Consider the following 24,409-nt stretch of genomic DNA (forward strand, 5'->3'; position numbering starts at 1 on the left):
GCTTGCCCCCGATAGCGATGTTAAATCTTGCGTACCCGCAAGCAGCGCCACAAGGCTGCCGTCATGAGCAGGCTCACGACCGCCCAACCCCACGCCTGCTGGTTCAACAACCCTTCACGGTACAACTGCGGCGCAATGCCCGCACCGATGATAAAGGTCAGCAGCGCAATCTCCCGACGCGGTCCGGTCACCGGCCGCACCAGGTACACCAAGGCCGGCACTACCAGCGCCGCCGTCGGGAAGCTGCGATAGCGCGGGTCAAACACCAACGCCAGCATCATCACCGCGCCAGCGAATCCGGCAATCGCCACCAGCCAGCCCGCGCGCTGTTCCAGCCAGTTGAAGGCCCGTGCGCGCCAACCTTCCCGGGCGCTCAGGGCCAGTGCCGCGTGAGCCAGCACCAGCAGGTTCAACACCACCAGCAAGCCTGCCCACACCCATTCATCATTGAAACGCGCGGTAACGCGGGTCAGTTCAGCCCAGGTGGCGATGGCGCATGCGGCAACGGCGCCCAGCAGCGGCAGGGCGATAGCGGCACGCACACTGCGTACACGACCACCCAGCACCAAGGCGCCCAGCAGGATGATCCCGCCCACCCCCAGCCACAGTGGCCAGTAAGGCACATTGGTCACGGGCCCGGCGAGAATGCCCTTGTCCTGGCGGTCGGCATCGAACAGGCCCCAGTAACCGCCCACGGCGCCTTCGCTGGCGCGCTTCCACGGCTGGTCAAAGGCTTCGATCAGGTTGTAACGCCAGCCATTGGCCTCGGCCATGGCCACGAAGCCGCGCATGAACTTGGCTTCGTTGACCCGGCTTGGCACCGCGGTTTCGCGCTGGCGGCCTTCGCTGGGCCAGCCGGTTTCACCGATCAGGATGTCCTTGGGCGCAAACTTATTGCCAAAGGTCTGGCGCACGTCGCCCACGTGCTTGAGGGCCTGATCGATGCCGGACGGCTCATCTTCCCAGTACGGCAACAGGTGGATCGTGAGGAAGTCCACCGCCGGCGCGATTTCCGGGTGTTGCAGCCAGAACTCCCAGACATCCGCGTACGTCACCGGCTGCTTGATCTGGCTTTTGACAGTGTGGATCAGCGCCACCAGCTGTTTGGCGGTGACTTCCTTGCGCAGCAGCGCTTCGTTGCCGACGATCACTGAGGTCACGACGTCAGGGTTGGCGTTGGCCGCGGCGATCAATTCGTTGACTTCCTTGGCGGTCGCCACCGGGTCGCTGCTGACCCAGGCACCGGCCATCACCTTAAGGCCATGCTTGCGTGCCATTTCCGGCAAGGCTTCCAGGCCGGTCATGGAGTAGGTGCGAATGCACTCGAAGCGGGTCGCCAGCAGGGCCAGGTCAGCGTCCATGCGCTCCGGACGCAGGGTGAACGGCTGGTCAAACGGCGATTGGTCTTTATCGAACGGCGTGTAGGACGCGCACTGCATCTTGTGCGTGGCGCTGGCGACGTCGGGCAGTACCACCGGCCGGCCGAGGCCATACCAGTAGCCGATCATGGCCAGCAGGCCAAGGATCAAGGCGAAGCAATAGGGGAGGGCAGGGAAGCGGGCGGTCGCGGGCATGGTTGGCTTATCTGGAGGAGCAAAGGCGCGCATCTTACCCGGATTTAGCCCTTCCCAGTGGGGCAGCATAATTTTGACATGCAAAGTTCGGGCGGGATTCTGGCGTCAAATCCTACAAAGCGTCCTACTGGCTATGTGATGTCGTTTCCTGCTTGCACAAGGTCGCTGACAGAGCAGGTCGAAGGTCCCGGCAGGTTGATGATCGAAGCGTCAGTACTCCGCTGACGGCGCACTACCGTGATCGATGCGCGTGAAGGGGGCGCGGTGCACCACATAACAACAGGTTGACGTCGCTCGGCATCCGCCGGGCGCAGCACTTTCGGGGAAGTACGATGAAGATGCGACGACTCTTGGGCGCAGCTGCCACTCTGGTAGTTGCGATGAGCTCCACACTGGCCAGCGCCGACAGCAAAACCCTGAGCATCGGCTATGTGGATGGCTGGTCTGACAGCGTTGCCACCACGCACGTGGCGGCTGAGGTGATCAAGCAAAAGCTCGGTTATGACGTGAAACTGCAAGCGGTCGCCACCGGGATCATGTGGCAGGGTGTCGCCACCGGCAAACTTGATGCCATGCTCTCCGCCTGGCTGCCCGTGACGCACGGTGAGTATTGGGCGAAGAACAAGGACAAGGTGGTCGACTACGGCCCTAACTTCAAGGACGCGAAGATCGGCCTGATCGTGCCGGAGTACGTCAAGGCCAAGTCCATCGAAGACCTCAAGACCGATACCACCTTCAAGAACAAGATCGTCGGCATCGACGCCGGTTCAGGCGTGATGCTCAAGACCGACGAAGCCATCAAGCAATACGGCCTTGATTACAAGCTGCAAGCCAGCTCGGGCGCGGCGATGATCGCCGAGTTGACCCGTGCCGAAGACAAACAGGAATCCATTGCGGTCACCGGTTGGGTGCCACACTGGATGTTCGCCAAATGGAAGCTGCGCTTCCTGGACGATCCAAAAGGGATTTATGGTGCTGCTGAAACCGTCAACAGCATCGGCAGCAAGGGCCTGGAGAAGAAAGCGCCGGAAGTCGCGGCCTTCCTGAAGAAATTCCAGTGGGCCTCCAAGGACGAAATCGGCGAAGTCATGCTCGCTATCCAAGAGGGCGCCAAGCCGGATGCCGCGGCCAAGGATTGGGTGGCCAAGCACCCTGAGCGTGTGGCCGAGTGGATCGGTAAGTAATTCCCCAATGCCTTGATACAACCCCTGTGGGAGGGCCTTGCACCCGATGGCAGTGTTTCAGTCAGCTTATCTGTAGCCGACCCACTGCCATCGGAAGCAAGCCCCCTCCCACATTATTTTCGTGACCCGCAAATGTTTCTTCGCCCTCCCAATCCCTCGCTACACTCCCTCTAATACTAAGGTCGTCTGGAACCTGTTCCGCAGCCGCATACAGTGGATACGTTCCAATAATAAAAAAGCTGTGCTGCGAGGATAAAAACAATGAACGACAGCATTTACCTCTCGATTCAAAACAGCCCGCGTTTCAAGGAGCTGGTGAGAAAAAGGGAACGGTTCGCCTGGATTCTCTCGGCGATCATGCTAGGGCTCTACTCCGGATTCATCCTGTTGATCGCCTACGGGCCACAAGTGCTGGGGGCCAAGATCAGCCCCGGTTCGTCGATTACCTGGGGCATTCCCCTGGGCGTCGGGCTGATTGTGTCTGCGTTTGTCCTGACCGGCATCTATGTGCGTCGGGCCAACGGCGAATTTGACGACCTGAACAATGCGATTCTCAAGGAGGCTGCGCAATGATCCGGCGTCTACTGGCAGTACTCGGCGCTTCGCTTTTTGCTCCAGCCCTTTGGGCGGCGGACGCATTGACCGGTGAAGTACACAAACAACCGCTGAACGTCTCCGCCATCTTGATGTTCGTCGCGTTTGTCGGTGCCACTCTGTGCATCACCTACTGGGCTTCCAAACGTAACAAGTCGGCGGCCGACTACTATGCGGCCGGCGGCAAGATCACCGGCTTCCAGAACGGCCTGGCGATTGCCGGCGACTACATGTCGGCGGCGTCTTTCCTGGGTATTTCCGCACTGGTGTTTACCTCCGGCTACGACGGCCTGATCTACTCGATCGGCTTCCTGGTGGGCTGGCCGATCATTCTGTTCCTGATCGCAGAGCGCCTGCGTAACCTGGGCAAGTACACCTTTGCCGACGTGGCGTCCTATCGCCTCGGGCAAACCCAGATCCGCAGCCTGTCGGCCTGTGGCTCGCTGGTGGTGGTGGCGTTCTACCTGATCGCGCAGATGGTGGGCGCGGGCAAGTTGATCCAACTGCTGTTCGGCCTGGACTACCACGTAGCGGTAATCCTGGTGGGCATCCTGATGTGCCTGTATGTGCTGTTCGGCGGCATGCTGGCGACCACGTGGGTGCAGATCATCAAGGCTGTGCTGTTGCTGTCCGGTGCCTCGTTCATGGCGCTGATGGTGATGAAGCACGTCAACTTTGACTTCAACATGCTGTTTGCCGAGGCGATCAAGGTTCACCCTAAAGGTGAGGCGATCATGAGCCCTGGCGGTCTGGTGAAAGACCCGATCTCGGCATTCTCCCTGGGCCTGGCACTGATGTTCGGTACCGCCGGCCTGCCGCACATCCTGATGCGCTTCTTTACCGTGAGCGACGCCAAGGAAGCGCGTAAGAGCGTGTTGTATGCAACCGGATTCATCGGCTACTTCTACATCCTGACCTTTATCATCGGCTTCGGCGCGATCTTGCTGGTCAGCACCAACCCGGCGTTCAAGGATGCGGCAGGCGCCTTGCTGGGCGGTAACAACATGGCGGCGGTGCACCTGGCCAACGCGGTGGGCGGCAGTATCTTCCTGGGCTTCATCTCGGCCGTGGCCTTCGCCACCATCCTGGCAGTGGTTGCCGGTTTGACCCTGGCGGGTGCCTCGGCGGTGTCCCACGACCTGTATGCCAGCGTGATCAAGAAAGGCAAGGCCAACGATAAAGATGAGATTCGCGTGTCGAAGATCACCACCATCGCCCTGGCGGTGCTGGCCATCGGCCTGGGTATCCTGTTCGAAAGCCAGAACATTGCGTTCATGGTCGGCCTGGCGTTCTCCATTGCTGCCAGCTGTAACTTCCCGGTGTTGCTGCTTTCCATGTACTGGAAGAACCTCACCACCCGTGGCGCGATGATCGGCGGCTGGTTGGGCCTGGTCAGTGCGGTTGGCCTGATGGTGCTGGGCCCGACCATCTGGGTCTCGATCCTGCATCACGAAAAAGCCATCTTCCCGTACGAGTACCCGGCGCTGTTCTCGATGATCATTGCGTTCGTCGGCATCTGGTTCTTCTCTATCACCGACAAGTCGGCGGCGGCAGAGAAAGAGCGTGCGCTGTACTTCCCGCAGTTTGTGCGTTCGCAGACTGGCCTGGGGGCGAGCGGGGCGGTTAATCACTAAGGTTGCAGTTGGATAAAGAATGCCCCGGTCGCAAGGCCGGGGCATTTTTTTACCTGAATATCGGTGAGGGAGGGTCTGTAGTGAGCGGGCTTGCCCCGCGCTGGGTGGCGAAGCCGCCCCATCTCAGGCACTCAGTTCTCCAATTAGAACCGAGGTGCCTGGGTTTGGGGCGGCTTCGCCACCCAGCGCGGGGCAAGCCCGCTCACTACAAGTTGCACAAATGAATAAGGCCTCCAGAGGAGGCCTTATTCGGTACAACTCAAGTGCTTACTTGCGATCTTCCAGCTTGGTGATGTCACGCGACTCGTAGCCGGTGTACAGCTGGCGCGGGCGGCCAATCTTGTACGGGCTGGAGAGCATTTCTTTCCAGTGGGAGATCCAGCCCACGGTCCGCGCCAGGGCGAAGATCACGGTGAACATGCTGGTTGGAATGCCGATCGCCTTGAGGATGATCCCCGAGTAGAAGTCGACGTTCGGGTACAGCGAGCGTTCGATGAAGTACGGGTCGGTCAGGGCGATCTCTTCCAGGCGCATGGCCAGTTCGAGTTGCGGATCGTTCTTGATCCCCAGTTCCTTCAACACTTCGTCGCAGGTCTGCTTCATCACGGTGGCGCGTGGGTCGCGGTTTTTGTAGACCCGGTGACCGAAGCCCATCAACTTGAACGGATCGTTCTTGTCCTTGGCCTTGGCGATGAATTTGTCGATGTTCGACACATCGCCGATTTCATCGAGCATGGTCAATACGGCTTCGTTCGCACCGCCGTGGGCAGGGCCCCAGAGTGCGGCGATACCGGCGGCGATACAGGCGAACGGGTTGGCACCCGAAGAGCCGGCCAGGCGCACGGTGGACGTGGAGGCGTTCTGCTCGTGGTCGGCGTGGAGGATGAAGATCCGGTCCATTGCCTTGGCCAGCACCGGGCTGATCGGTTTGATCTCGCACGGGGTGTTGAACATCATGTGCAGGAAGTTTTCCGCGTATGTCAGGTCGTTGCGCGGGTACATCATGGGTTGACCCATGGAGTACTTGTAAACCATTGCGGCCAGGGTCGGCATCTTGGCAACCAGGCGGATCGCGGAAATTTCGCGATGCTGCGGGTTATTGATGTCGAGGGAGTCGTGATAGAAGGCCGACAGGGCGCCAACCACGCCGCACATGACGGCCATTGGGTGGGCGTCGCGACGGAAGCCGTTGAAGAAGGTCTTCAATTGCTCGTGAACCATGGTGTGGTTCTTGACGGTGCTGACGAACTGGGCCTTCTGCTCGGCTGTTGGCAATTCGCCATTTAGCAGCAGGTAGCAGGTTTCCAGGTAGTCCGACTGTTCGGCGAGTTGCTCGATCGGGTAGCCGCGGTGAAGCAGAATGCCATTGTCGCCATCGATATAGGTGATCTTCGACTCGCAAGAAGCGGTCGACATGAAGCCTGGGTCGAAAGTGAAACGGCCCGTGGCCGTCAGGCCCCGTACGTCGATAACATCGGGACCAACGGTGCCGGTTAAAATGGGCAGCTCGACGGGGGCTGCGCCCTCGATGATCAACTGCGCTTTTTTGTCAGCCATGTGGCCTCCTATTTATGCTTCAAATCATCAGACAGACCCCCCACGCAGGGCCCGCACCACTATAGTGAGATAAATTCAGATGTCAATTTGCCTAAAGTCTTGCCCCAGAAGGCTTTAACCGTACTTTTTCCTCGAAATTGAGCGCCATTTACGCCTTTTATCTCGCCAGCGCAATCAGCTATTAGGGTGAGGAGTGCGCGTTGTCATTAGTAACCTAACTGTCTATACTCGGCCACCGACCGCCAAGGGCTTTTGGGCTTGCTTTCATTGGGGGTCGCACTCCCTGGGTGGTGCTTACCTGACCAGTCGCACTCCCCAACAACTTTGCCCTGATTGTTAGGGGCTCTTCAGTGTGAAAAAAAGCCGTGAATAGCCAACGACCTGTAAACCTAGACCTAAGGACCATCAAACTCCCCATCACCGGCGTTACGTCGTTCCTGCACCGTGTTTCCGGCATCATCCTGTTCCTGGGCTTGGGCATCATGCTTTATGCATTGAGCAAATCCCTGGGTTCCGAGGAAGGATACGCCGAGGTGAAGGCATGCTTGACCAGCCCGCTGGCCAAGTTCGTAGCATGGGGCCTCCTGTCTTCTCTTCTGTATCACCTGGTAGCCGGTGTGCGCCATTTGATCATGGACATGGGCATCGGTGAGACGCTGGAAGGCGGCCGCCTGGGCTCGAAAATCATCATCGCCATTTCCGTGGTGCTGATCGTTCTGGCAGGAGTTTGGATATGGTAACCAGCGTTACGAACCTTTCGCGTTCGGGCCTCTATGACTGGATGGCACAGCGTGTGTCTGCGGTCGTTCTCGCGGCTTATTTCATTTTCCTGATCGGATACCTCGTCGCAAACCCGGGCATCGGCTATGAGCAATGGCACGGCCTGTTTTCCCACAATGCGATGCGAATCTTCAGTCTGCTGGCCCTTGTTGCCCTGGGCGCACACGCCTGGGTTGGCATGTGGACCATCGCGACCGACTACCTGACGCCGATGGCGCTGGGCAAGTCCGCGACTGCAGTACGTTTTCTCTTCCAGGCAGTCTGCGGCGTCGCGATGTTCGCTTACTTCGTCTGGGGTGTGCAGATTCTTTGGGGTATCTGATTCATGGCTAACATTCCAACTATTTCATTCGACGCCATCATTATTGGTGGCGGCGGTGCTGGCATGCGCGCTGCGCTGCAGCTGGCCCAGGGTGGTCACAAGACTGCCGTGATCACCAAGGTGTTCCCGACCCGTTCCCACACCGTGTCGGCCCAGGGTGGCATCACCTGTGCCATTGCCTCCGCCGACCCGAACGATGACTGGCGCTGGCACATGTACGATACCGTCAAGGGTTCCGACTACATCGGTGACCAGGACGCTATCGAATACATGTGTCAGGAAGGCCCGGCCGCGGTGTTCGAGCTGGACCACATGGGTCTGCCGTTCTCCCGTACCGAACAAGGCCGTATCTACCAGCGTCCATTCGGCGGCCAGTCGAAGGATTACGGCAAAGGCGGGCAGGCTGCCCGTACCTGCGCCGCGTCCGACCGTACCGGTCACGCGCTGTTGCACACCCTTTATCAGGGCAACCTGAAAGCCGGTACCACGTTCCTGAACGAGTACTACGCTGTTGACTTGGTGAAGAACGCACAAGGCGAGTTCGTCGGTGTGATCGCCATCTGCATCGAAACCGGTGAAACCACCTACATCCGCGCCAAGGCTACCGTGCTGGCGACGGGCGGTGCAGGCCGTATCTACGCGTCCACCACCAATGCCCTGATCAACACCGGTGACGGCGTCGGCATGGCACTGCGTGCAGGCGTGCCGGTACAAGACATCGAAATGTGGCAGTTCCACCCGACCGGCATCGCCGGCGCCGGTGTACTGGTGACCGAAGGTTGCCGTGGTGAAGGTGGTTACCTGATCAACAAGCACGGCGAGCGTTTCATGGAGCGTTATGCTCCGAACGCCAAGGACCTTGCCGGTCGTGACGTTGTGGCCCGTTCGATGGTTAAGGAAATCATCGCCGGCAACGGCTGTGGCCCGAATGGCGACCACGTACTGCTGAAGCTCGATCACCTCGGCGAAGAAGTGCTGCACAGCCGTCTGCCGGGTATCTGCGAACTGTCCAAGACCTTCGCACACGTTGACCCGGTGGTGGCTCCGGTTCCGGTTGTTCCAACTTGCCACTATATGATGGGCGGCGTGCCGACCAACATCCATGGTCAGGCGATCACCCAGAACGCCGACGGCGTGGACGAGATCATTCATGGTCTGTTCGCGGTAGGCGAAGTGGCTTGCGTATCGGTACACGGCGCCAACCGCCTGGGCGGCAACTCGCTGCTCGACCTGGTGGTCTTCGGCCGCGCGGCCGGCCTGCACCTGGAAAAAGCGCTGACCGACGGCATCGAATACGATGACGCAACCGACGCCAACATCGAAGCTGCCCTGGCGCGCCTGAACGCTCTGAACGAGCGCACCGACGGCGAAGACGTGGCAACCCTGCGTCGCGAGCTGCAAAGCTGCATGCAGAATTACTTCGGTGTGTTCCGTACCGGCGAATACATGCAGAAGGGCATCGCCCAGCTGGCTGACCTGCGCACGCGCATCGCCAACGTCAAGATCAACGATAAGAGCCAGGCGTTCAACACGGCTCGTATCGAGGCCCTTGAGCTGCAAAACCTGCTGGAAGTGGCTGAAGCGACCGCGATCGCCGCCGAGGTTCGTAAAGAATCCCGCGGTGCCCACGCTCGTGAAGACTTTGAAGACCGCGACGACGAAAACTGGTTGTGCCACACCCTGTACTTCCCGGGTGACAAGCGCGTGACCAAGCGTGCCGTGAACTTCTCGCCGAAGACGGTACCGACGTTTGAACCGAAGATTCGGACTTACTAAGGGTGGCTGCCATGTTGAAAGTCAGTGTTTATCGCTACAACCCTGATCAGGACGCTGCGCCGTTCATGCAGGAGTTCCAGGTCGATACCGGTGGTAAAGACCTGATGGTGCTGGATGTATTGGCACTGATCAAAGAGCAGGACGAAGGTTTCTCCTATCGTCGCTCTTGCCGTGAAGGTGTGTGCGGTTCCGACGGCATGAACATCAACGGCAAAAACGGCCTGGCGTGCATCACGCCGCTGTCCGCCGTGGTTAAAGGCAACAAGCTGATCGTTCGTCCTCTGCCAGGTTTGCCGGTTATCCGTGACCTAGTCGTCGATATGAGCATCTTCTACAAGCAATACGAGAAAGTTAAGCCGTTCCTGCAGAACGACACGCCGGCCCCGGCCATCGAGCGTCTGCAGTCCCCGGAAGAGCGCGAGAAGCTCGACGGTCTGTACGAGTGCATCCTGTGCGCTTGCTGCTCGACTTCGTGCCCGTCCTTCTGGTGGAACCCGGACAAGTTCCTGGGTCCAGCTGCCCTGCTGCAAGCGTACCGCTTCCTGGCAGACAGCCGTGACACCAAGACGTCCGAGCGTCTGGCTTCGCTGGATGACCCGTTCAGCGTATTCCGCTGCCGCGGGATCATGAACTGCGTCAACGTATGTCCCAAAGGCCTGAACCCGACTAAGGCCATTGGTCACATTCGTAACATGCTGCTGCAGAGCGGCGTGTAACTGACGTTGTAACAAGGCAGGACCGTTGTGCCCGTAAATGCTGCGGCGCAGGCTTCAACCGGCGCCGTAGTTTTAACTTGAGCAGCGACTTACAAAGCCGCGGCTCTTATTTTGAAGAAATGAGACAAGCAGGGGCATTCGGGTTGGTACCCGAACTATCAGCGTGATCCTAAGTGGCTTGTTTTGGTCGCTGCACTTGGCCTTTTGCAAGCAAACTCGGTGTTTTCGCCGGTGGTGTCCCCAAATCGAGGGTGACCAAGCATGCAAGAAAGCGTGATGCAGCGCATGTGGAACAGCGGCTATCTTTCAGGTGGTAACGCTGCCTATGTGGAAGAGCTTTATGAGCTCTACCTGCACGACCCTAACGCTGTGCCAGAAGAATGGCGCACCAAATTTCAGACGTTGTCTTCAGACGGCAACGCTGCCACCGATGTATCGCATGCAACGATTCGCGATCAATTCGTGCTGCTGGCAAAGAACCAGCGCCGCGCTCAACCGGTTTCCGCGGGCAGCGTGAGCAGTGAGCACGAGAAGAAGCAAGTTGAAGTACTGCGACTGATCCAGGCCTATCGGATGCGTGGCCACCAGGCGGCCCAGCTTGACCCGCTGGGGCTCTGGCAGCGTCCTGCACCTGCTGACCTGTCGATCAATCATTACGGCTTGACCAATGCCGATCTTGATACGACCTTCCGTGCCGGCGACCTGTTCATCGGCAAAGAGGAAGCGAGCCTACGCGAAATTCACGAAGCGTTGCAGCAGACATATTGCCGCACCATTGGCGCTGAGTTCACGCACATCACCGATTCCGAGCAACGTCACTGGTTCCAGCATCGCCTGGAAGGTGTGCGTGGCCGTCCGGTGCTGTCCGCCGACGTACGCAGCCACCTGCTCGAGCGCGTTACCGCTGCCGAAGGCCTGGAAAAATACCTGGGCACCAAATACCCGGGCACCAAGCGTTTCGGCCTGGAAGGCGGCGAAAGCCTGATCCCGATGCTCGACGAGCTGATCCAGCGTTCCGGTTCCTACGGTACCAAGGAAGTCGTGATCGGCATGGCCCACCGTGGTCGCCTGAACGTGTTGGTCAACACCTTCGGCAAGAACCCGCGTGAGCTGTTCGACGAGTTCGAAGGCAAGAAGAAGGTCGAGCTGGGTTCCGGTGACGTTAAATACCACCAGGGCTTCTCGTCCAACGTGATGACCACCGGCGGTGAAGTTCACCTGGCCATGGCCTTCAACCCGTCCCACCTGGAAATCGTTTCTCCAGTGGTCGAGGGTTCGGTGCGGGCTCGCCAGGATCGTCGTAACGACACCACCGGTGAGAAGGTCCTGCCGATTTCCATCCACGGCGACGCGGCATTTGCCGGTCAAGGCGTGGTCCTGGAAACCTTCCAGATGTCGCAGACCCGCGGCTTCAAGACCGGCGGTACGGTTCACATCGTCATCAACAACCAGGTTGGCTTCACCATCAGCAACCCGCTGGATGCGCGCTCCACCGAGTACGCCACCGACGTTGCCAAGATGATCCAGGCGCCGATCCTCCATGTGAATGGCGATGATCCGGAAGCCGTGCTGTTCGTGACCCAGCTCGCCATCGACTATCGCATGCAGTTCAAGCGTGACGTGGTGATCGACCTGGTTTGCTACCGCCGTCGCGGTCACAACGAAGCGGACGAGCCAAGCGGCACCCAACCGTTGATGTACCAGCAGATCAGCAAGCAGCGCACCACCCGTGAGCTGTACGCCGAAAGCCTGACCAAGGCCGGTGTACTGGATGACGCGCGTGTTCAGGAGAAAATCGATGAATACCGCAACGCGCTGGACAATGGCCTGCATGTTGTAAAAAGCCTGGTTAAAGAGCCGAACAAAGAGTTGTTCGTGGACTGGCGTCCGTACCTGGGCCACGCCTGGACTGCGCGTCACGATACGTCGTTCGATCTGAAGACCCTGCAGGAATTGTCCGCCAAACTGCTGGAAATTCCGGACGGTTTCGTGGTGCAGCGTCAGGTCTCGAAGATCTACGAAGACCGTCAGAAGATGCAAGCCGGCGGCCTGCCGATCAACTGGGGTTACGCCGAAACCATGGCGTACGCGACCCTGGCGTTCGAAGGTCACCCGATCCGCATGACCGGCCAGGACATCGGCCGTGGTACGTTCTCGCACCGTCATGCGGTGTTGCACAACCAGAAAGACGCGGGCACCTACATCCCGTTGCAGAACCTGTACGAAGGCCAGCCACGTTTCGACCTGTACGATTCGTTCCTGTCCGAAGAAGCCGTTCTGGCGTTCGAATACGGTTACTCGACCACCACGCCTCAGGCGCTGGTGATCTGGGAAGCCCAGTTCGGCGACTTTGCCAACGGTGCACAGGTGGTTATCGACCAGTTCATCACCAGCGGCGAGCACAAGTGGGGTCGCCTGTGCGGTCTGACCATGCTGCTGCCACACGGTTATGAAGGTCAGGGTCCTGAGCACTCCTCGGCCCGTCTGGAGCGTTACCTGCAGCTGTGCGCCGAGCACAACATCCAGGTATGCGTGCCGACTACCCCGGCCCAGATCTACCACTTGCTGCGTCGCCAGGTGATCCGCCCGCTGCGCAAGCCGCTGGTAGTGCTGACACCGAAGTCGCTGCTGCGTCATAAATTGGCCATCTCGACCCTGGAAGATCTGGCTGATGGTTCGTTCCAGACCGTTATTCCAGAAATCGACACGCTGGACGCGGCCAAGGTGACTCGCCTGGTCCTGTGCAGCGGCAAGGTCTACTACGACTTGCTGGAAAAACGCCGTGCCGAAGGCCGCGAAGACATCGCCATCGTGCGTATCGAGCAGCTTTACCCGTTCCCGGAAGACGACCTGATGGAGGCCATCGCGCCTTACACCAACCTCACTCACGTGGTGTGGTGCCAGGAAGAGCCGATGAACCAGGGCGCGTGGTACAGCAGCCAGCATCACCTGCGTCGCAGCATCGGCAACCACAACAAGGCCCTGGGCCTGGAATATGCCGGCCGTGATGCTTCCGCTGCACCTGCGTGTGGTTATGCGTCGATGCACGCCGAGCAGCAGGAAAAACTGCTGCAAGATGCTTTCACTGTTTAACGCCTTCGCGCTGACTGAAACCGAATTTTAAGGACCCACAGATAATGGCTATCGAAATCAAAGCCCCGTCATTCCCGGAATCGGTTGCCGATGGCACCGTTGCCACCTGGCACAAGAAACCAGGTGAGGCCGTCAAGCGTGACGACCTGATCGTTGACATCGAGACTGACAAGGTCGTGCTGGAAGTGCTGGCTGAGGCTGACGGCGTGCTGGGCGCAATCGTTGCCGAAGAAGGCGCTACCGTTCTGTCGAACCAGGTACTGGGTTCGATCGAAGAGGGCGGGGCTGCCGCCGCTCCTGCCGCCGCCGCTGCACCGGCTGCTGCTTCGGCTCCTGCTGCCGCTCCGGCTGCTGGCGCTGAAGACCCAATCGCTGCACCGGCTGCCCGTCAGTTGGCTGACGAGAACGGCATCAACCTGGCGTCCATCAAAGGCACCGGCAAAGACGGCCGCGTGACCAAGGAAGACGTGGTTGCCGCTGTTGAAGCCAAGAAAAACGCTCCCGCTGCCGCACCTGCCAAGGCTGCTGCCCCGGCTGCCGCTGCACCTGTGTTCGCTGCCGGCGACCGCACCGAGAAGCGCGTTCCGATGACCCGCGTACGTGCCACCGTGGCCAAGCGCCTGGTTGAAGCACAGTCGAACATGGCGATGCTGACCACGTTCAACGAAGTCGACATGACTGAAGTCATGGCCCTGCGTTCGAAGTACAAGGACCTGTTCGAGAAGTCCCACAACGGCGTACGCCTGGGCTTCATGTCGTTCTTCGTGAAAGCGGCCACCGAAGCGCTGAAACGCTTCCCGGCGGTCAACGCTTCCATCGACGGCGGCGACATCGTTTACCATGGCTACGCAGACGTCGGCGTTGCCGTCTCCAGCGACCGTGGCCTGGTGGTTCCGGTCCTGCGTAACGCCGAACTGATGAGCCTGGCTGAAATCGAAGGCGGCATCGCCGGCTTCGGCAAGAAAGCCCGTGACGGCAAGCTGACCATCGACGAGATGACCGGCGGTACCTTCACGATCACTAACGGTGGTACCTTCGGTTCGATGATGTCGACCCCGATCGTCAACCCGCCACAAGCCGCGATCCTGGGCATGCACAACATCATCCAGCGTCCGATGGCCATCAACGGCCAAGTCGTGATCCGCCCAATGATGTACCTGGCACTGTCTTACGATCACCGCCTGATCGATGGTAAAGAAGCCGTGACTTTCCTGGTGACCATCAAGAACCTGCTGGAAGACCCGGCTCGTCTGCTGCTGGACATCTAAAGACGCAGCGGCAAGTTGCGAGCTACAAGCTGTAGGAAAAAGCAGCTTGGCTTGCGGCTTGTCGCTTGAAGCTTGTCGCTGAATAGAGGAACTATTTTCATGTCGCAGAAATTTGACGTTGTAGTGATTGGTGCAGGTCCTGGCGGCTATGTTGCCGCCATCAAGGCCGCACAACTGGGCCTCTCGACTGCTTGCATCGAAAAATACACCGACAAGGAAGGCAAACTGGCACTGGGCGGTACTTGCCTGAACGTTGGTTGCATTCCTTCCAAGGCGCTGCTGGACAGCTCCTGGAAATTCCACGAAGCCCAAGACGGTTTCGCGATCCACGGTATCAACCATGCTGGCGTGACCATGGACGTGCCAGCAATGGTCGGCCGTAAAGCCAACATCGTTAAAGGCCTGACTTCCGGCGTTGCCACCTTGTTCAAGGCCAACGGCGTCACTTCCCTGCAAGGCCACGGCAAACTGCTGGCCGGCAAGAAAGTTGAAATCACCAAGCCAGACGGTTCGACCGAAATCATCGAAGCCGAAAACGTGATCCTGGCACCAGGCTCGCGTCCAATCGACATTCCACCGGCTCCGGTCGACCAGAACGTGATCGTCGATTCGACCGGCGCCCTGGAATTCCAAGCGGTACCTAAGCGTCTGGGCGTGATCGGCGCTGGCGTGATCGGCCTGGAACTGGGTTCGGTCTGGTCCCGCCTGGGTTCCGAAGTCACCGTGCTGGAAGCCCTGGACACGTTCCTGCTGGCTGCCGACACCGCCGTGTCCAAAGAAGCGCTGAAGACCCTGACCAAACAAGGTCTGGACATCAAGCTGGGCGCTCGCGTGACCGGTTCGAAAGTCAACGGTGAAGAAGTTGTCGTCAACTACACCGACAAGGATGGCGAAAAGACCATCACTTTCGACAAGCTGATCGTCGCCGTGGGTCGCCGTCCAGTGACCACCGACCTGCTGGCTTCGGACAGCGGCGTGAACATCGACGAGCGTGGCTTCATCCACGTTGACGATCACTGCGCTACCACCGTGCCTGGCGTCTACGCCATCGGCGACGTGGTTCGCGGCATGATGCTGGCGCACAAGGCGTCCGAAGAAGGCATCATGGTGGTCGAGCGCATCAAGGGCCACAAAACCCAGATGAACTACGACCTGATCCCGTCGGTTATCTACACCCACCCGGAAATTGCATGGGTCGGCAAGAACGAACAGCAGTTGAAAGCTGAAGGCGTTGAAGTTAACGTCGGCACCTTCCCGTTTGCCGCTTCTGGCCGTGCCATGGCAGCCAACGACACCGGTGGTTTTGTCAAAGTCATCGCTGATGCTAAGACTGACCGCGTATTGGGCGTCCACGTGATTGGCCCAAGCGCTGCAGAACTGGTTCAGCAAGGCGCAATCGGTATGGAATTCGGCACCAGTGCCGAAGACCTGGGCATGATGGTCTTCTCCCATCCGACCCTGTCCGAAGCGTTGCACGAAGCAGCATTGGCAGTGAATGGCGGCGCCATCCACATCGCCAACAAGAAGAAGCGTTAAGCGAGATAATAAGAAACCACGGCGGAGTTGCCCGTCGTGAGCCTTGCGCGCAAGACTCACCGCGGAATATCCGCTGGACGCAGTCTTGCGCAGCTTTACGGGCCTTGAGCCCCGCAAGCTGCGCAAGCAGCAGTCACAGGTGGCGCGGCACTCATAATGAGCGCAGCGCCGAATGCGCAGTACCTAACGAAGACGGTAAAAAGCATGAATCTTCACGAGTATCAGGGTAAGCAGCTGTTCGCTGAATACGGCCTGCCAGTTTCCAAGGGCTACGCAGTAGACACCCCGGAAGCAGCAGCAGAAGCTTGCGACAAAATCGGCGGCACTGAGTGGGTTGTCAAAGCCCAGGTCCACGCTGGTGGTCGCGGTAAAGCGGGCGGCGTTAAGCTGGTTCGCAGCAAAGAAGACGCCAAGGCCTTCGCACAGCAGTGGCTGGGCAAGCGTCTGGTGACTTACCAGACTGATGCCAATGGCCAGCCAGTCACCAAGATCCTGGTTGAATCGTGCACTGATATCGCTAAAGAGCTGTACCTGGGCGCTGTCGTTGACCGTTCGAGCCGTCGCATCGTGTTCATGGCTTCCACCGAAGGTGGCGTGGACATTGAAAAGATCGCCGAAGAAACCCCAGAAAAAATTCTGAAAGCCACTATCGATCCACTGGTTGGCGCTCAGCCATTCCAGGGTCGCGAGCTGGCTTTCCAGCTGGGTCTGGAAGGCAAGCAAGTTGCCCAGTTCGCCAAGATCTTCGTAGGTCTGGCCAAACTGTTCCAGGATCACGATCTGGCCCTGCTGGAAGTGAACCCGCTGGTGATCAAGGCTGACGGCGATCTGCATTGCCTCGACGCCAAGATCAACATCGACGCCAACGCCATGTACCGTCAGCCTAAGCTGAAGACTTTCCACGATCCGTCGCAAGACGATCCGCGCGAAGCGCACGCTGCCAAGTTCGAACTGAACTACGTAGCCCTGGAAGGTAACATCGGTTGCATGGTCAACGGTGCTGGCCTGGCCATGGGTACCATGGACATCGTCAACCTGCATGGCGGCAAACCAGCCAACTTCCTCGACGTGGGCGGTGGTGCTACCAAAGAACGCGTAACCGAAGCTTTCAAGATCATCCTGTCCGACTCCAACGTCGCTGCAGTACTGGTCAACATCTTCGGCGGCATCGTTCGTTGCGACATGATTGCCGAAGGCATCATCGGTGCAGTGAAAGAAGTTGGCGTTAAAATCCCGGTTGTTGTTCGCCTTGAAGGTAACAACGCTGAACTGGGCGCTAAAGTACTGGCAGAAAGCGGTTTGAACATCATCGCGGCTACCAGCCTGACCGACGCTGCTCAACAAGTTGTCAAAGCTGCGGAGGGCAAATAATGAGCGTCCTGATCAATAAAGACACCAAAGTTATCTGCCAGGGTATTACCGGTTCGCAAGGTAGTTTCCACACCCAGCAAGCCATCGAATACGGCACCAAGATGGTTGGCGGCGTAACGCCGGGCAAAGGCGGCACCGAGCACCTGGGCCTGCCTGTGTTCAACACCGTGAAAGACGCTGTAGCTGCCACTGGCGCCACCGCCAGCGTGATCTACGTTCCAGCTCCTTTCTGCAAGGACTCGATCCTGGAAGCGGCCTTCGGCGGCATCAAGCTGATCGTCTGCATCACCGAAGGCATTCCTACCCTGGACATGCTGGACGCTAAAGTTAAGTGCGACGAGCTGGGCGTAGTCCTGATCGGCCCTAACTGCCCAGGCGTGATCACGCCAGGCGAATGCAAGATCGGCATCATGCCAGGTCACATTCACTTGCCAGGTAAAGTCGGTATCGTTTCCCGTTCCGGCACCCTGACCTACGAAGCTGTTAAGCAGACCACTGACGCCGGTTTCGGTCAGTCGACTTGCGTCGGCATCGGCGGTGACCCGATCCCAGGCTCCAACTTCATCGACATCCTGAAGCTGTTCCAGGAAGACCCGAAGACCGAAGCGATCGTGATGATCGGTGAGATCGGCGGTTCGGCTGAAGAAGAAGCGGCTGCCTACATCAAGGCACACGTGACCAAGCCGGTTGTTTCCTACATCGCTGGTGTGACTGCCCCTGCGGGCAAGCGCATGGGCCATGCGGGCGCAATCATCTCTGGCGGCAAGGGTACTGCAGACGAGAAGTTTGCTGCCCTGGAAGACGCAGGCGTTAAAACCGTGCGTTCGCTGGCAGACATCGGCAAGGCGTTGTCCGAGCTGACCGGTTGGGCTGTCAAGTAAGCCTCGCGCTTTACTGACGCTTCACCAGCAAAGGCCACCTTCGGGTGGCCTTTGTGCTTTCTGAGGTTTAATAAAGATCAAAATGTGGGAGGGGGCTTGCCCCCGATTGCAGTGGGTCAGTTAACAAATACAGTGACTGACACTTCGCCATCGGGGGCAAGCCCCCTCCCACATTTATCTGCATTGCCAGATTAAGTATGAAAATGCGACATAGATATGTCGCTTATCGGACAGTGCGCCCCGCAACAGTGCGTTTGTCAGCCCAATTCTGTACCCTTGCCGCCTCTTTATGCGCCCGCATCCCAAAAGGAAGCCGCGCGCTAGACCGTTCGGCGCCCATAAGGGCCGGCAGTATTTCCCTCATCCACAGGGAATCCCCCTCTAAATTCCGATTCAGTAGTGTGGTATTTCCTCAAATGAAAGTGTTGAAAAGCCAGGACATCCTGGCGCTGGGCTTTATGACGTTTGCCCTGTTCGTGGGCGCCGGCAACATCATCTTCCCGCCTATCGTGGGTTTGCAGTCCGGGCCTCATGTCTGGATGGCAGCGCTGGGCTTCCTGATCACCGCAGTGGGTTTGCCGGTGGTCACGGTGATCGCCCTGGCCAAGGTCGGTGGCGGTATGGACGCGTTGAGCAGCCCGATCGGCAAGATCGCCGGTGGCCTGCTCGCGGCGGCGGCGTATCTGGCGGTAGGGCCGCTGTTCGCCACCCCGCGTACCGCGACCGTCTCCTTCGAAGTGGGCCTGGCGCCGCTGACCGGCGAAAGCCCGCTGGCGCTGTTCCTCTATAGCTCGGTGTACTTCCTGGTGGTGTTCTTTGTCTCCCTGTACCCAGGTCGTCTGTTGGACACTGTCGGCCGCTTCCTGGCGCCGCTGAAGATCATCGCGCTGGCCATCCTCGGTATCGCCGCGTTCGCCTTGCCGGCCGGTGACGTGGGCGTTGCTACCCCGGAATACGTGGCTGCGCCGTTCTCCCAGGGCTTTATCAATGGCTACCTGACCATGGACACCCTGGGCGCCCTGGTATTTGGCATCGTGATCGTCAATGCCATTCGCTCCCGTGGCGTCGAGTCGCCGAAGCTGATCACCCGCTACGCGATCATTGCCGGGCTGATTGCCGGTGTGGGACTGGCGCTGGTGTATATCAGCCTGTTCCGCCTCGGCTCGGGCAGCCATGCAGTCGCCTCGGGTGCGGCGAACGGTGCCGCCGTGTTGCATGCCTACGTGCAGCACACGTTCGGTTCCCTGGGCAGCGGTTTCCTGGCGGTGTTGATTTCGCTCGCGTGCCTGGTTACCGCCGTGGGCCTCACCTGCGCTTGTGCTGAGTACTTCAGCAAAATCCTGCCGCTGTCCTACAAGACGCTGGTCGTGATCCTGGCTTTGTTCTCGCTGTTCGTGTCGAACCTGGGCCTGACCAAGCTGATTGCGTTCTCGATCCCGGTACTCACCGCGATCTACCCGCCGTGCATCGTGCTGGTGGCGCTGAGCTTCTGCAAAGACTTCTGGCAGGAGCAGGGCCGCATCGTTGGCCCGGTGATGCTGGTGTCGTTCATCTTCGGTTGCATCGACGCGCTCAAGGGCGCGGGCCTGGCGGGCTGGATGCCGTCGCAACTGGCGAACCTGCCGCTGAGCGAACAAGGCCTGGCGTGGTTGGTGCCGTCGGTGATGACGTTGGTTGTGGCGGTGGTGATTGACCGTATGCTCGGCAAGCGTAGCGAAGCGATCGCATAACCCACGTTCGCGCAGCACTGAAATGCCCCGTATCAATCGATACGGGGCATTTTTTATGGGCATCAGGCAGTGTCTTTTGGCCTGAGCTAGCGTCGAACAGGCTACAGAATCTAAACATTGGAATGCGGTCAGTGTGGGAGCGGGCTCCCACATTCAGACCGTGTTCCGCCACCCGCCACTGTGTAACAGGACCCGCATGTCGTTCGTCGAAACCAATCAGATCCATCTGCTGGCCGCCCTCTGGTTCATCCTCTGCTGGGGCGGCTACACCCGCTACGCCACCTGGAAGGCCCGCGACACGGCCTGCCTGGCCAGTGTGCTGCACCTGTATCGCGAAGACTGGATGCGCCGCATGCTGCTGCGCGACAACCGCATCGCCGACGCCAGCGTGATCGGCAACCTGGAGCGCAACGCCTCGTTCTTCGCCTCCAGTACCTTGATCATCCTGGCCGGTATTCTCACCGTGCTGGGTGCCTCGGAACGCGCGGTGTCGCTGTTGGCCGACATTCCCATGGTGCAGCAGGCTTCCCAAGGCATGTCGGAGATCAAGCTGTTGTGCCTGGCGCTGGTGTTCGTCTATGCGTTCTTCACGTTCAGTTGGTGCATGCGCCAATACAACTTCGCGGCGGTGCTGGTCGGCTCGGCACCGATGATTGGTGAGCGGCATGTGTCGGAGCAGGAGCGAAAGGCGTTTGCACTGCGCGCGGCGCGGGTGATCTCCATGGCCGCCAACCAGTTCAACTTTGGCCTGCGCGCTTATTACTTCGGCATGACCATGCTGGCGTGGTTTGTGAGCCCTTGGTTATTCATGTTGATGAGCAGTGGGGTAGTGTTGGTACTGTACCGTCGGGAATTCCATTCCGACGTACTGCAAGTGATGGTGTATACACAGACGGATACGTCGCCGCCGGAGGCGGTGAAAGAGGCTGTTTAATTAACGCGTCAACTAAAAACAGCAGACAAAGAAAAGCCCGCTATTTAAGCGGGCTTTCTTTTTGCAGCGAAGCTATTTCAAGCCGCGGTCTCAAGAACCGGTGGCAGGCGTAGCAGGTGCTGCTTCTTTTGCGGCGGCTGCGTTCGATTCAGCCTGAGCTTTGGCAGCATCGGCGTTTTCTTTCGCAGCGTCGTTCACTTTATCCTGAGCTTTCGCCATATCTTTCTGAGCTTGCTCAGAATGCGCGGCGGCATCTTGGGCTTTGTCTTCGGATTTTTTATCGCAGGCAGCGAGACCGAGGGCAGCGGCCAACATCATGGAAATAGCTAAAGTCTTGCGCATGGGGTGTTTCTCCTTATTGAAGATATCTACTGGCCTTTCGAGCATGGCCGTTCAGCATTAGTTCCTTTTATTGCGCAGATATATAAACCACGGTCGCCAAGGAACTTTCACGCGTACCACCTGCACGGCATATCCCCACCCATAAGAGTCTGGAGCCCATGACCGAAAATCCTTTGTTAGAGCGTGCGAAGCGTTTTGTATCGGCCTTGCGCCACTGTCAGGTACTGGGTATTGCCGCTTATCAGGCCAGCGAGGAGGGCATCACGCTGGTCATGCCTTATGCGCTGCATTTGGTCGGTGACCCGCGGACCGGAGTGATCCATGGCGGCGCGCTGACCTCGCTGATGGACACCGCCTGCGGCATGGCCACCCTGTGTGTGTTGCCGGAGTTCGAGGTGTGCCCGACCCTGGACCTGCGCATCGACTACATGCATCCCGCCGAGCCGCGCAAGCCCGTCTACGGCTTTGCTCAATGCTACCGAGTGACTGCCGACGTGATTTTTACCCGTGGATTCGCCTATCAGGATGACCCGCAGCAGCCCATTGCGCATGTGGTCGGTACCTTCATGCGCATGGGTAAGCGCCTCAAGGGCACACAAGGGTTGAGCAGCACGATCAAGGGAGAGCAGGCATGACGCACCGCTTCAAGACCCGTCTGGAACAAGCCCATGAGCGCGGCGACTACGCGGCGCTGCTCGAGCTGATTCCCTACGCCAAACTGATTGGCATCGAATGCACCCGGCTGGGGGATGAGCTGCTGTTTCGCCTGCCGGCCAACAAGGACAATATTGGTAACCCTATATTGCCGGCGCTGCACGGCGGGGTGATCGCGGGTTTTATGGAGCTGTCGGCGGCGCTGCACCTGCTGGTGTTTACTGGCACACCGGGTATCCCGAAAATCATCGATTTTTCCCTGGATTACCTGCGCGCCGGCCAATTTCGCGACACTTACGCCAAATGCCAGGTGTGGCGCCAAGGCCGACGGGTGGCCAATGTGGCGATTACCGCCTGGCAAAGCACGGCGGCGGAGCCCATCGCCACCGCTCGCGCGCATTTCAAGATCGAGGAACCAAGCCGCCCTTGAAATCCTAGTCTTAGCCCCCAACTTTGATGACAACCCGCCGCCAACCCTTCAGGGCGCGGCCACTGCCATCCAATTGGAGTTTGATGACCATGAGTGTGGAAACTCAAAAGGAAACCCTGGGCTTCCAGACCGAGGTGAAGCAACTGCTGCACCTCATGATCCATTCGCTGTATTCCAACAAGGAAATCTTCCTTCGCGAATTGATCTCGAACGCCTCTGACGCTGTCGACAAATTACGTTTCGAAGCCCTGTCCAAGCCTGAGTTGCTGGAAGGTGGCGCGGAACTGAAAATCCGTGTGAGCTTCGACAAAGACGCCAAGACCGTCACCCTCGAAGACAACGGCATCGGCATGAGCCGCGAAGACGCGATCACCCACCTGGGTACCATCGCCAAATCGGGCACCGCCGATTTCATGAAGAACCTGTCGGGCGACCAGAAAAAAGATTCGCACCTGATCGGCCAATTCGGCGTGGGCTTCTATTCGGCCTTTATCGTCGCTGACAAGGTTGAGGTATTCAGCCGCCGTGCCGGCCTCGACGCCAGCGAAGGCGTGCACTGGTCGTCCAAAGGCGAGGGCGAGTTCGAAATCGCCACCGTCGACAAGGCCGATCGGGGTACCCGTATCGTGCTGCACCTTAAAGACGGTGAAGACGAGTTCGCCGATGGCTGGCGCCTGCGCAACATCGTCAAGAAGTACTCCGACCACATCGCCCTGCCGATCGAACTGCCGAAAGAACAAGCGGCCGCCGAAGGCGAAGAGACGCCTGCCCAGGAATGGGAAGTGGTCAACCGTGCCAGCGCCCTGTGGACCCGTCCGCGTACCGAGATCAAGGACGAGGAATACCAGGAGTTCTACAAGCACATCGGTCATGACTACGAAAACCCGCTGAGCTGGAGCCACAACAAGGTCGAAGGCAAGCTGGAATACAGTTCGCTGCTCTACGTACCGGCCCGTGCTCCGTTCGACCTGTACCAGCGTGAAGCGCCAAAAGGCCTCAAGCTCTACGTCCAGCGCGTGTTCGTGATGGACCAGGCCGAATCCTTCCTGCCGCTGTACCTGCGCTTTATCAAAGGCGTCGTCGACTCCAACGATTTGTCGCTGAACGTGTCGCGGGAAATCCTGCAGAAAGACCCGATCATCGACTCCATGAAGTCGGCGCTGACCAAGCGCGTGCTCGACATGCTGGAAAAACTGGCGAAGAACGAGCCTGAGCAATACAAAGGCTTCTGGAAAAACTTCGGCCAGGTCATGAAAGAAGGCCCGGCGGAAGATTTTGCCAACAAGGAAAAAATCGCCGGCCTGCTGCGTTTTGCCTCCACCCAGGGTGACGATGGTGAGCAGGTGGTGTCCCTGGCCGAGTACCTGGCGCGCGCCAAGGAAGGTCAGGACAAGATCTACTACCTTACCGGCGAAACCTACGCTCAGGTCAAGAACAGCCCGCACCTGGAAGTCTTCCGCAAGAAAGGCATCGAAGTGCTGCTGCTGACCGACCGTATCGATGAGTGGCTGATGAGCTATCTCAACGAGTTCGACGGCAAGTCCTTCGTCGACGTGGCCCGTGGTGACCTGGACCTGGGCAACCTGGACTCCGAAGAAGAGAAGAAAGAAGCCGAAGAAGTCGCCAAGTCCAAAGAAGGTCTGGTCGAGCGGATCAAGGCTTCCCTGGGCGATGCCGTCAGCGAAGTGCGGGTTTCCCACCGCCTGACCGACTCCCCGGCGATTTTGGCCATCGGCGAGCAGGACCTGGGCATGCAGATGCGCCAGATCCTTGAAGCCAGCGGTCAGAAGGTGCCGGATTCCAAGCCGATCTTCGAATTCAACCCGGCTCACCCGCTGATCGAGAAACTCGACGGCGAGCAGAGCGAAGAGCGTTTTGGCGACCTGTCGCACATCCTCTTCGACCAGGCGGCCCTGGCCGCTGGTGACAGCCTCAAAGATCCGGCCGCGTATGTGCGCCGACTGAACAAGCTGTTGGTTGAACTGTCGGTTTAACACCGTTGTAGAAAAACCCGCTTCGGCGGGTTTTTTCGT

The 24,409-nt window shown here is 58.9% G+C and carries 20 protein-coding genes; 17 read left to right on the forward strand and 3 right to left on the reverse strand.

Features of this window, described 5'->3' with window-relative positions:
- Positions 1 to 20: 20 nt before the first annotated feature.
- A complete protein-coding gene (locus tag ACI512_RS13075; RefSeq protein ID WP_236379242.1) occupies positions 21 to 1,574 on the reverse strand; it encodes a glycosyl hydrolase family 17 protein in 1,554 nt (517 codons plus the stop codon).
- A 332-nt stretch (positions 1,575 to 1,906) separates the two neighbouring features.
- Here ACI512_RS13075 and ACI512_RS13080 point away from each other — a divergent pair, with 332 nt between their 5' ends.
- The 3 genes from ACI512_RS13080 to ACI512_RS13090 all read left to right on the forward strand — a co-directional run bounded on the left by ACI512_RS13080 (position 1,907) and on the right by ACI512_RS13090 (position 4,986).
- Complete coding sequence (locus ACI512_RS13080) at positions 1,907 to 2,758, forward strand: glycine betaine ABC transporter substrate-binding protein (RefSeq protein WP_012723084.1); 852 nt, start codon at positions 1,907 to 1,909, stop codon at positions 2,756 to 2,758.
- A 261-nt stretch (positions 2,759 to 3,019) separates the two neighbouring features.
- Entirely contained in the window at positions 3,020 to 3,331 is a 312-nt protein-coding gene (locus ACI512_RS13085) for a DUF485 domain-containing protein (protein WP_012723085.1), read from the forward strand.
- Positions 3,328 to 4,986 (forward strand): cation acetate symporter, encoded by a 1,659-nt coding sequence (locus ACI512_RS13090; RefSeq protein ID WP_012723086.1) that lies wholly within the window; start codon positions 3,328 to 3,330, stop codon positions 4,984 to 4,986. Before ACI512_RS13085 ends, ACI512_RS13090 begins: the two co-directional genes overlap by 4 nt.
- A gap of 267 nt (positions 4,987 to 5,253) precedes the next feature.
- Here ACI512_RS13090 and gltA read toward each other — a convergent pair whose 3' ends face one another.
- Positions 5,254 to 6,543 (reverse strand): citrate synthase, encoded by a 1,290-nt coding sequence (gene gltA, locus ACI512_RS13095; protein ID WP_012723087.1) that lies wholly within the window; start codon positions 6,541 to 6,543, stop codon positions 5,254 to 5,256.
- A 365-nt stretch (positions 6,544 to 6,908) separates the two neighbouring features.
- Here gltA and sdhC point away from each other — a divergent pair, with 365 nt between their 5' ends.
- From sdhC to ACI512_RS13150, 11 genes are all read left to right on the forward strand, one after another.
- Positions 6,909 to 7,283 carry a succinate dehydrogenase, cytochrome b556 subunit gene (sdhC, locus tag ACI512_RS13100; RefSeq protein WP_003190005.1) on the forward strand — a complete coding sequence of 125 codons (375 nt, stop codon included), beginning with the start codon at positions 6,909 to 6,911 and terminating at the stop codon, positions 7,281 to 7,283.
- Positions 7,277 to 7,645, forward strand: a complete 369-nt coding sequence (sdhD, locus tag ACI512_RS13105) for a succinate dehydrogenase, hydrophobic membrane anchor protein (RefSeq protein WP_003172805.1) — start codon at positions 7,277 to 7,279, stop codon at positions 7,643 to 7,645. The genes sdhC and sdhD overlap by 7 nt, the downstream gene beginning before the upstream one ends.
- 3 nt (positions 7,646 to 7,648) lie before the next feature.
- Positions 7,649 to 9,421, forward strand: coding sequence for a succinate dehydrogenase flavoprotein subunit (gene sdhA, locus ACI512_RS13110; RefSeq protein WP_012723088.1), 1,773 nt, complete (start codon positions 7,649 to 7,651; stop codon positions 9,419 to 9,421).
- Between the two features lie 11 nt (positions 9,422 to 9,432).
- On the forward strand, positions 9,433 to 10,137 hold the full coding sequence (locus tag ACI512_RS13115; RefSeq protein ID WP_003172807.1) for a succinate dehydrogenase iron-sulfur subunit: 705 nt from the start codon (positions 9,433 to 9,435) through the stop codon (positions 10,135 to 10,137).
- 261 nt (positions 10,138 to 10,398) lie between these two features.
- The gene (locus ACI512_RS13120; RefSeq protein ID WP_231809759.1) at positions 10,399 to 13,230 is read left to right on the forward strand and encodes a 2-oxoglutarate dehydrogenase E1 component; all 2,832 of its coding nucleotides are present in this window, start codon (positions 10,399 to 10,401) and stop codon (positions 13,228 to 13,230) included.
- Between the two features lie 44 nt (positions 13,231 to 13,274).
- The gene (gene odhB, locus ACI512_RS13125; RefSeq protein WP_064052885.1) at positions 13,275 to 14,498 is read left to right on the forward strand and encodes a 2-oxoglutarate dehydrogenase complex dihydrolipoyllysine-residue succinyltransferase; all 1,224 of its coding nucleotides are present in this window, start codon (positions 13,275 to 13,277) and stop codon (positions 14,496 to 14,498) included.
- A 99-nt stretch (positions 14,499 to 14,597) separates the two neighbouring features.
- A complete protein-coding gene (lpdA, locus tag ACI512_RS13130; protein ID WP_012723091.1) occupies positions 14,598 to 16,034 on the forward strand; it encodes a dihydrolipoyl dehydrogenase in 1,437 nt (478 codons plus the stop codon).
- Positions 16,035 to 16,238: 204 nt separating this feature from the next.
- The gene (sucC, locus tag ACI512_RS13135) at positions 16,239 to 17,405 is read left to right on the forward strand and encodes an ADP-forming succinate--CoA ligase subunit beta (RefSeq protein ID WP_003210567.1); all 1,167 of its coding nucleotides are present in this window, start codon (positions 16,239 to 16,241) and stop codon (positions 17,403 to 17,405) included.
- Entirely contained in the window at positions 17,405 to 18,286 is an 882-nt protein-coding gene (gene sucD, locus ACI512_RS13140) for a succinate--CoA ligase subunit alpha (RefSeq protein WP_003210566.1), read from the forward strand. Before sucC ends, sucD begins: the two co-directional genes overlap by 1 nt.
- Before the next feature lie 416 nt (positions 18,287 to 18,702).
- Positions 18,703 to 20,016: a branched-chain amino acid transport system II carrier protein gene (gene brnQ, locus ACI512_RS13145; protein ID WP_046033847.1), complete on the forward strand. Its 1,314-nt coding sequence runs from the start codon at positions 18,703 to 18,705 to the stop codon at positions 20,014 to 20,016.
- Between the two features lie 196 nt (positions 20,017 to 20,212).
- A complete protein-coding gene (locus tag ACI512_RS13150; protein ID WP_012723094.1) occupies positions 20,213 to 20,950 on the forward strand; it encodes a DUF599 domain-containing protein in 738 nt (245 codons plus the stop codon).
- Positions 20,951 to 21,040: 90 nt separating this feature from the next.
- On the opposite strand, the gene ACI512_RS13155 is transcribed toward ACI512_RS13150, so the two are convergent.
- The gene (locus tag ACI512_RS13155) at positions 21,041 to 21,292 is read right to left on the reverse strand and encodes a hypothetical protein (protein ID WP_012723095.1); all 252 of its coding nucleotides are present in this window, start codon (positions 21,290 to 21,292) and stop codon (positions 21,041 to 21,043) included.
- Positions 21,293 to 21,450: 158 nt separating this feature from the next.
- Between ACI512_RS13155 and ACI512_RS13160 the strand changes: the two genes are divergently transcribed.
- The 3 genes from ACI512_RS13160 (at position 21,451) to htpG (ending at position 24,370) form a co-directional block, all read left to right on the forward strand.
- Positions 21,451 to 21,927, forward strand: a complete 477-nt coding sequence (locus ACI512_RS13160; protein WP_064052884.1) for a PaaI family thioesterase — start codon at positions 21,451 to 21,453, stop codon at positions 21,925 to 21,927.
- Positions 21,924 to 22,376: a PaaI family thioesterase gene (locus tag ACI512_RS13165; protein ID WP_064052883.1), complete on the forward strand. Its 453-nt coding sequence runs from the start codon at positions 21,924 to 21,926 to the stop codon at positions 22,374 to 22,376. The genes ACI512_RS13160 and ACI512_RS13165 overlap by 4 nt, the downstream gene beginning before the upstream one ends.
- 89 nt (positions 22,377 to 22,465) lie before the next feature.
- Positions 22,466 to 24,370, forward strand: a complete 1,905-nt coding sequence (htpG, locus tag ACI512_RS13170; RefSeq protein WP_043205029.1) for a molecular chaperone HtpG — start codon at positions 22,466 to 22,468, stop codon at positions 24,368 to 24,370.
- The last annotated feature ends 39 nt before the right edge of the window (positions 24,371 to 24,409 follow it).

The organism is Pseudomonas petroselini, from assembly GCF_045037875.1.
Taxonomy (GTDB): Bacteria; Pseudomonadota; Gammaproteobacteria; order Pseudomonadales; family Pseudomonadaceae; genus Aquipseudomonas; species Aquipseudomonas petroselini.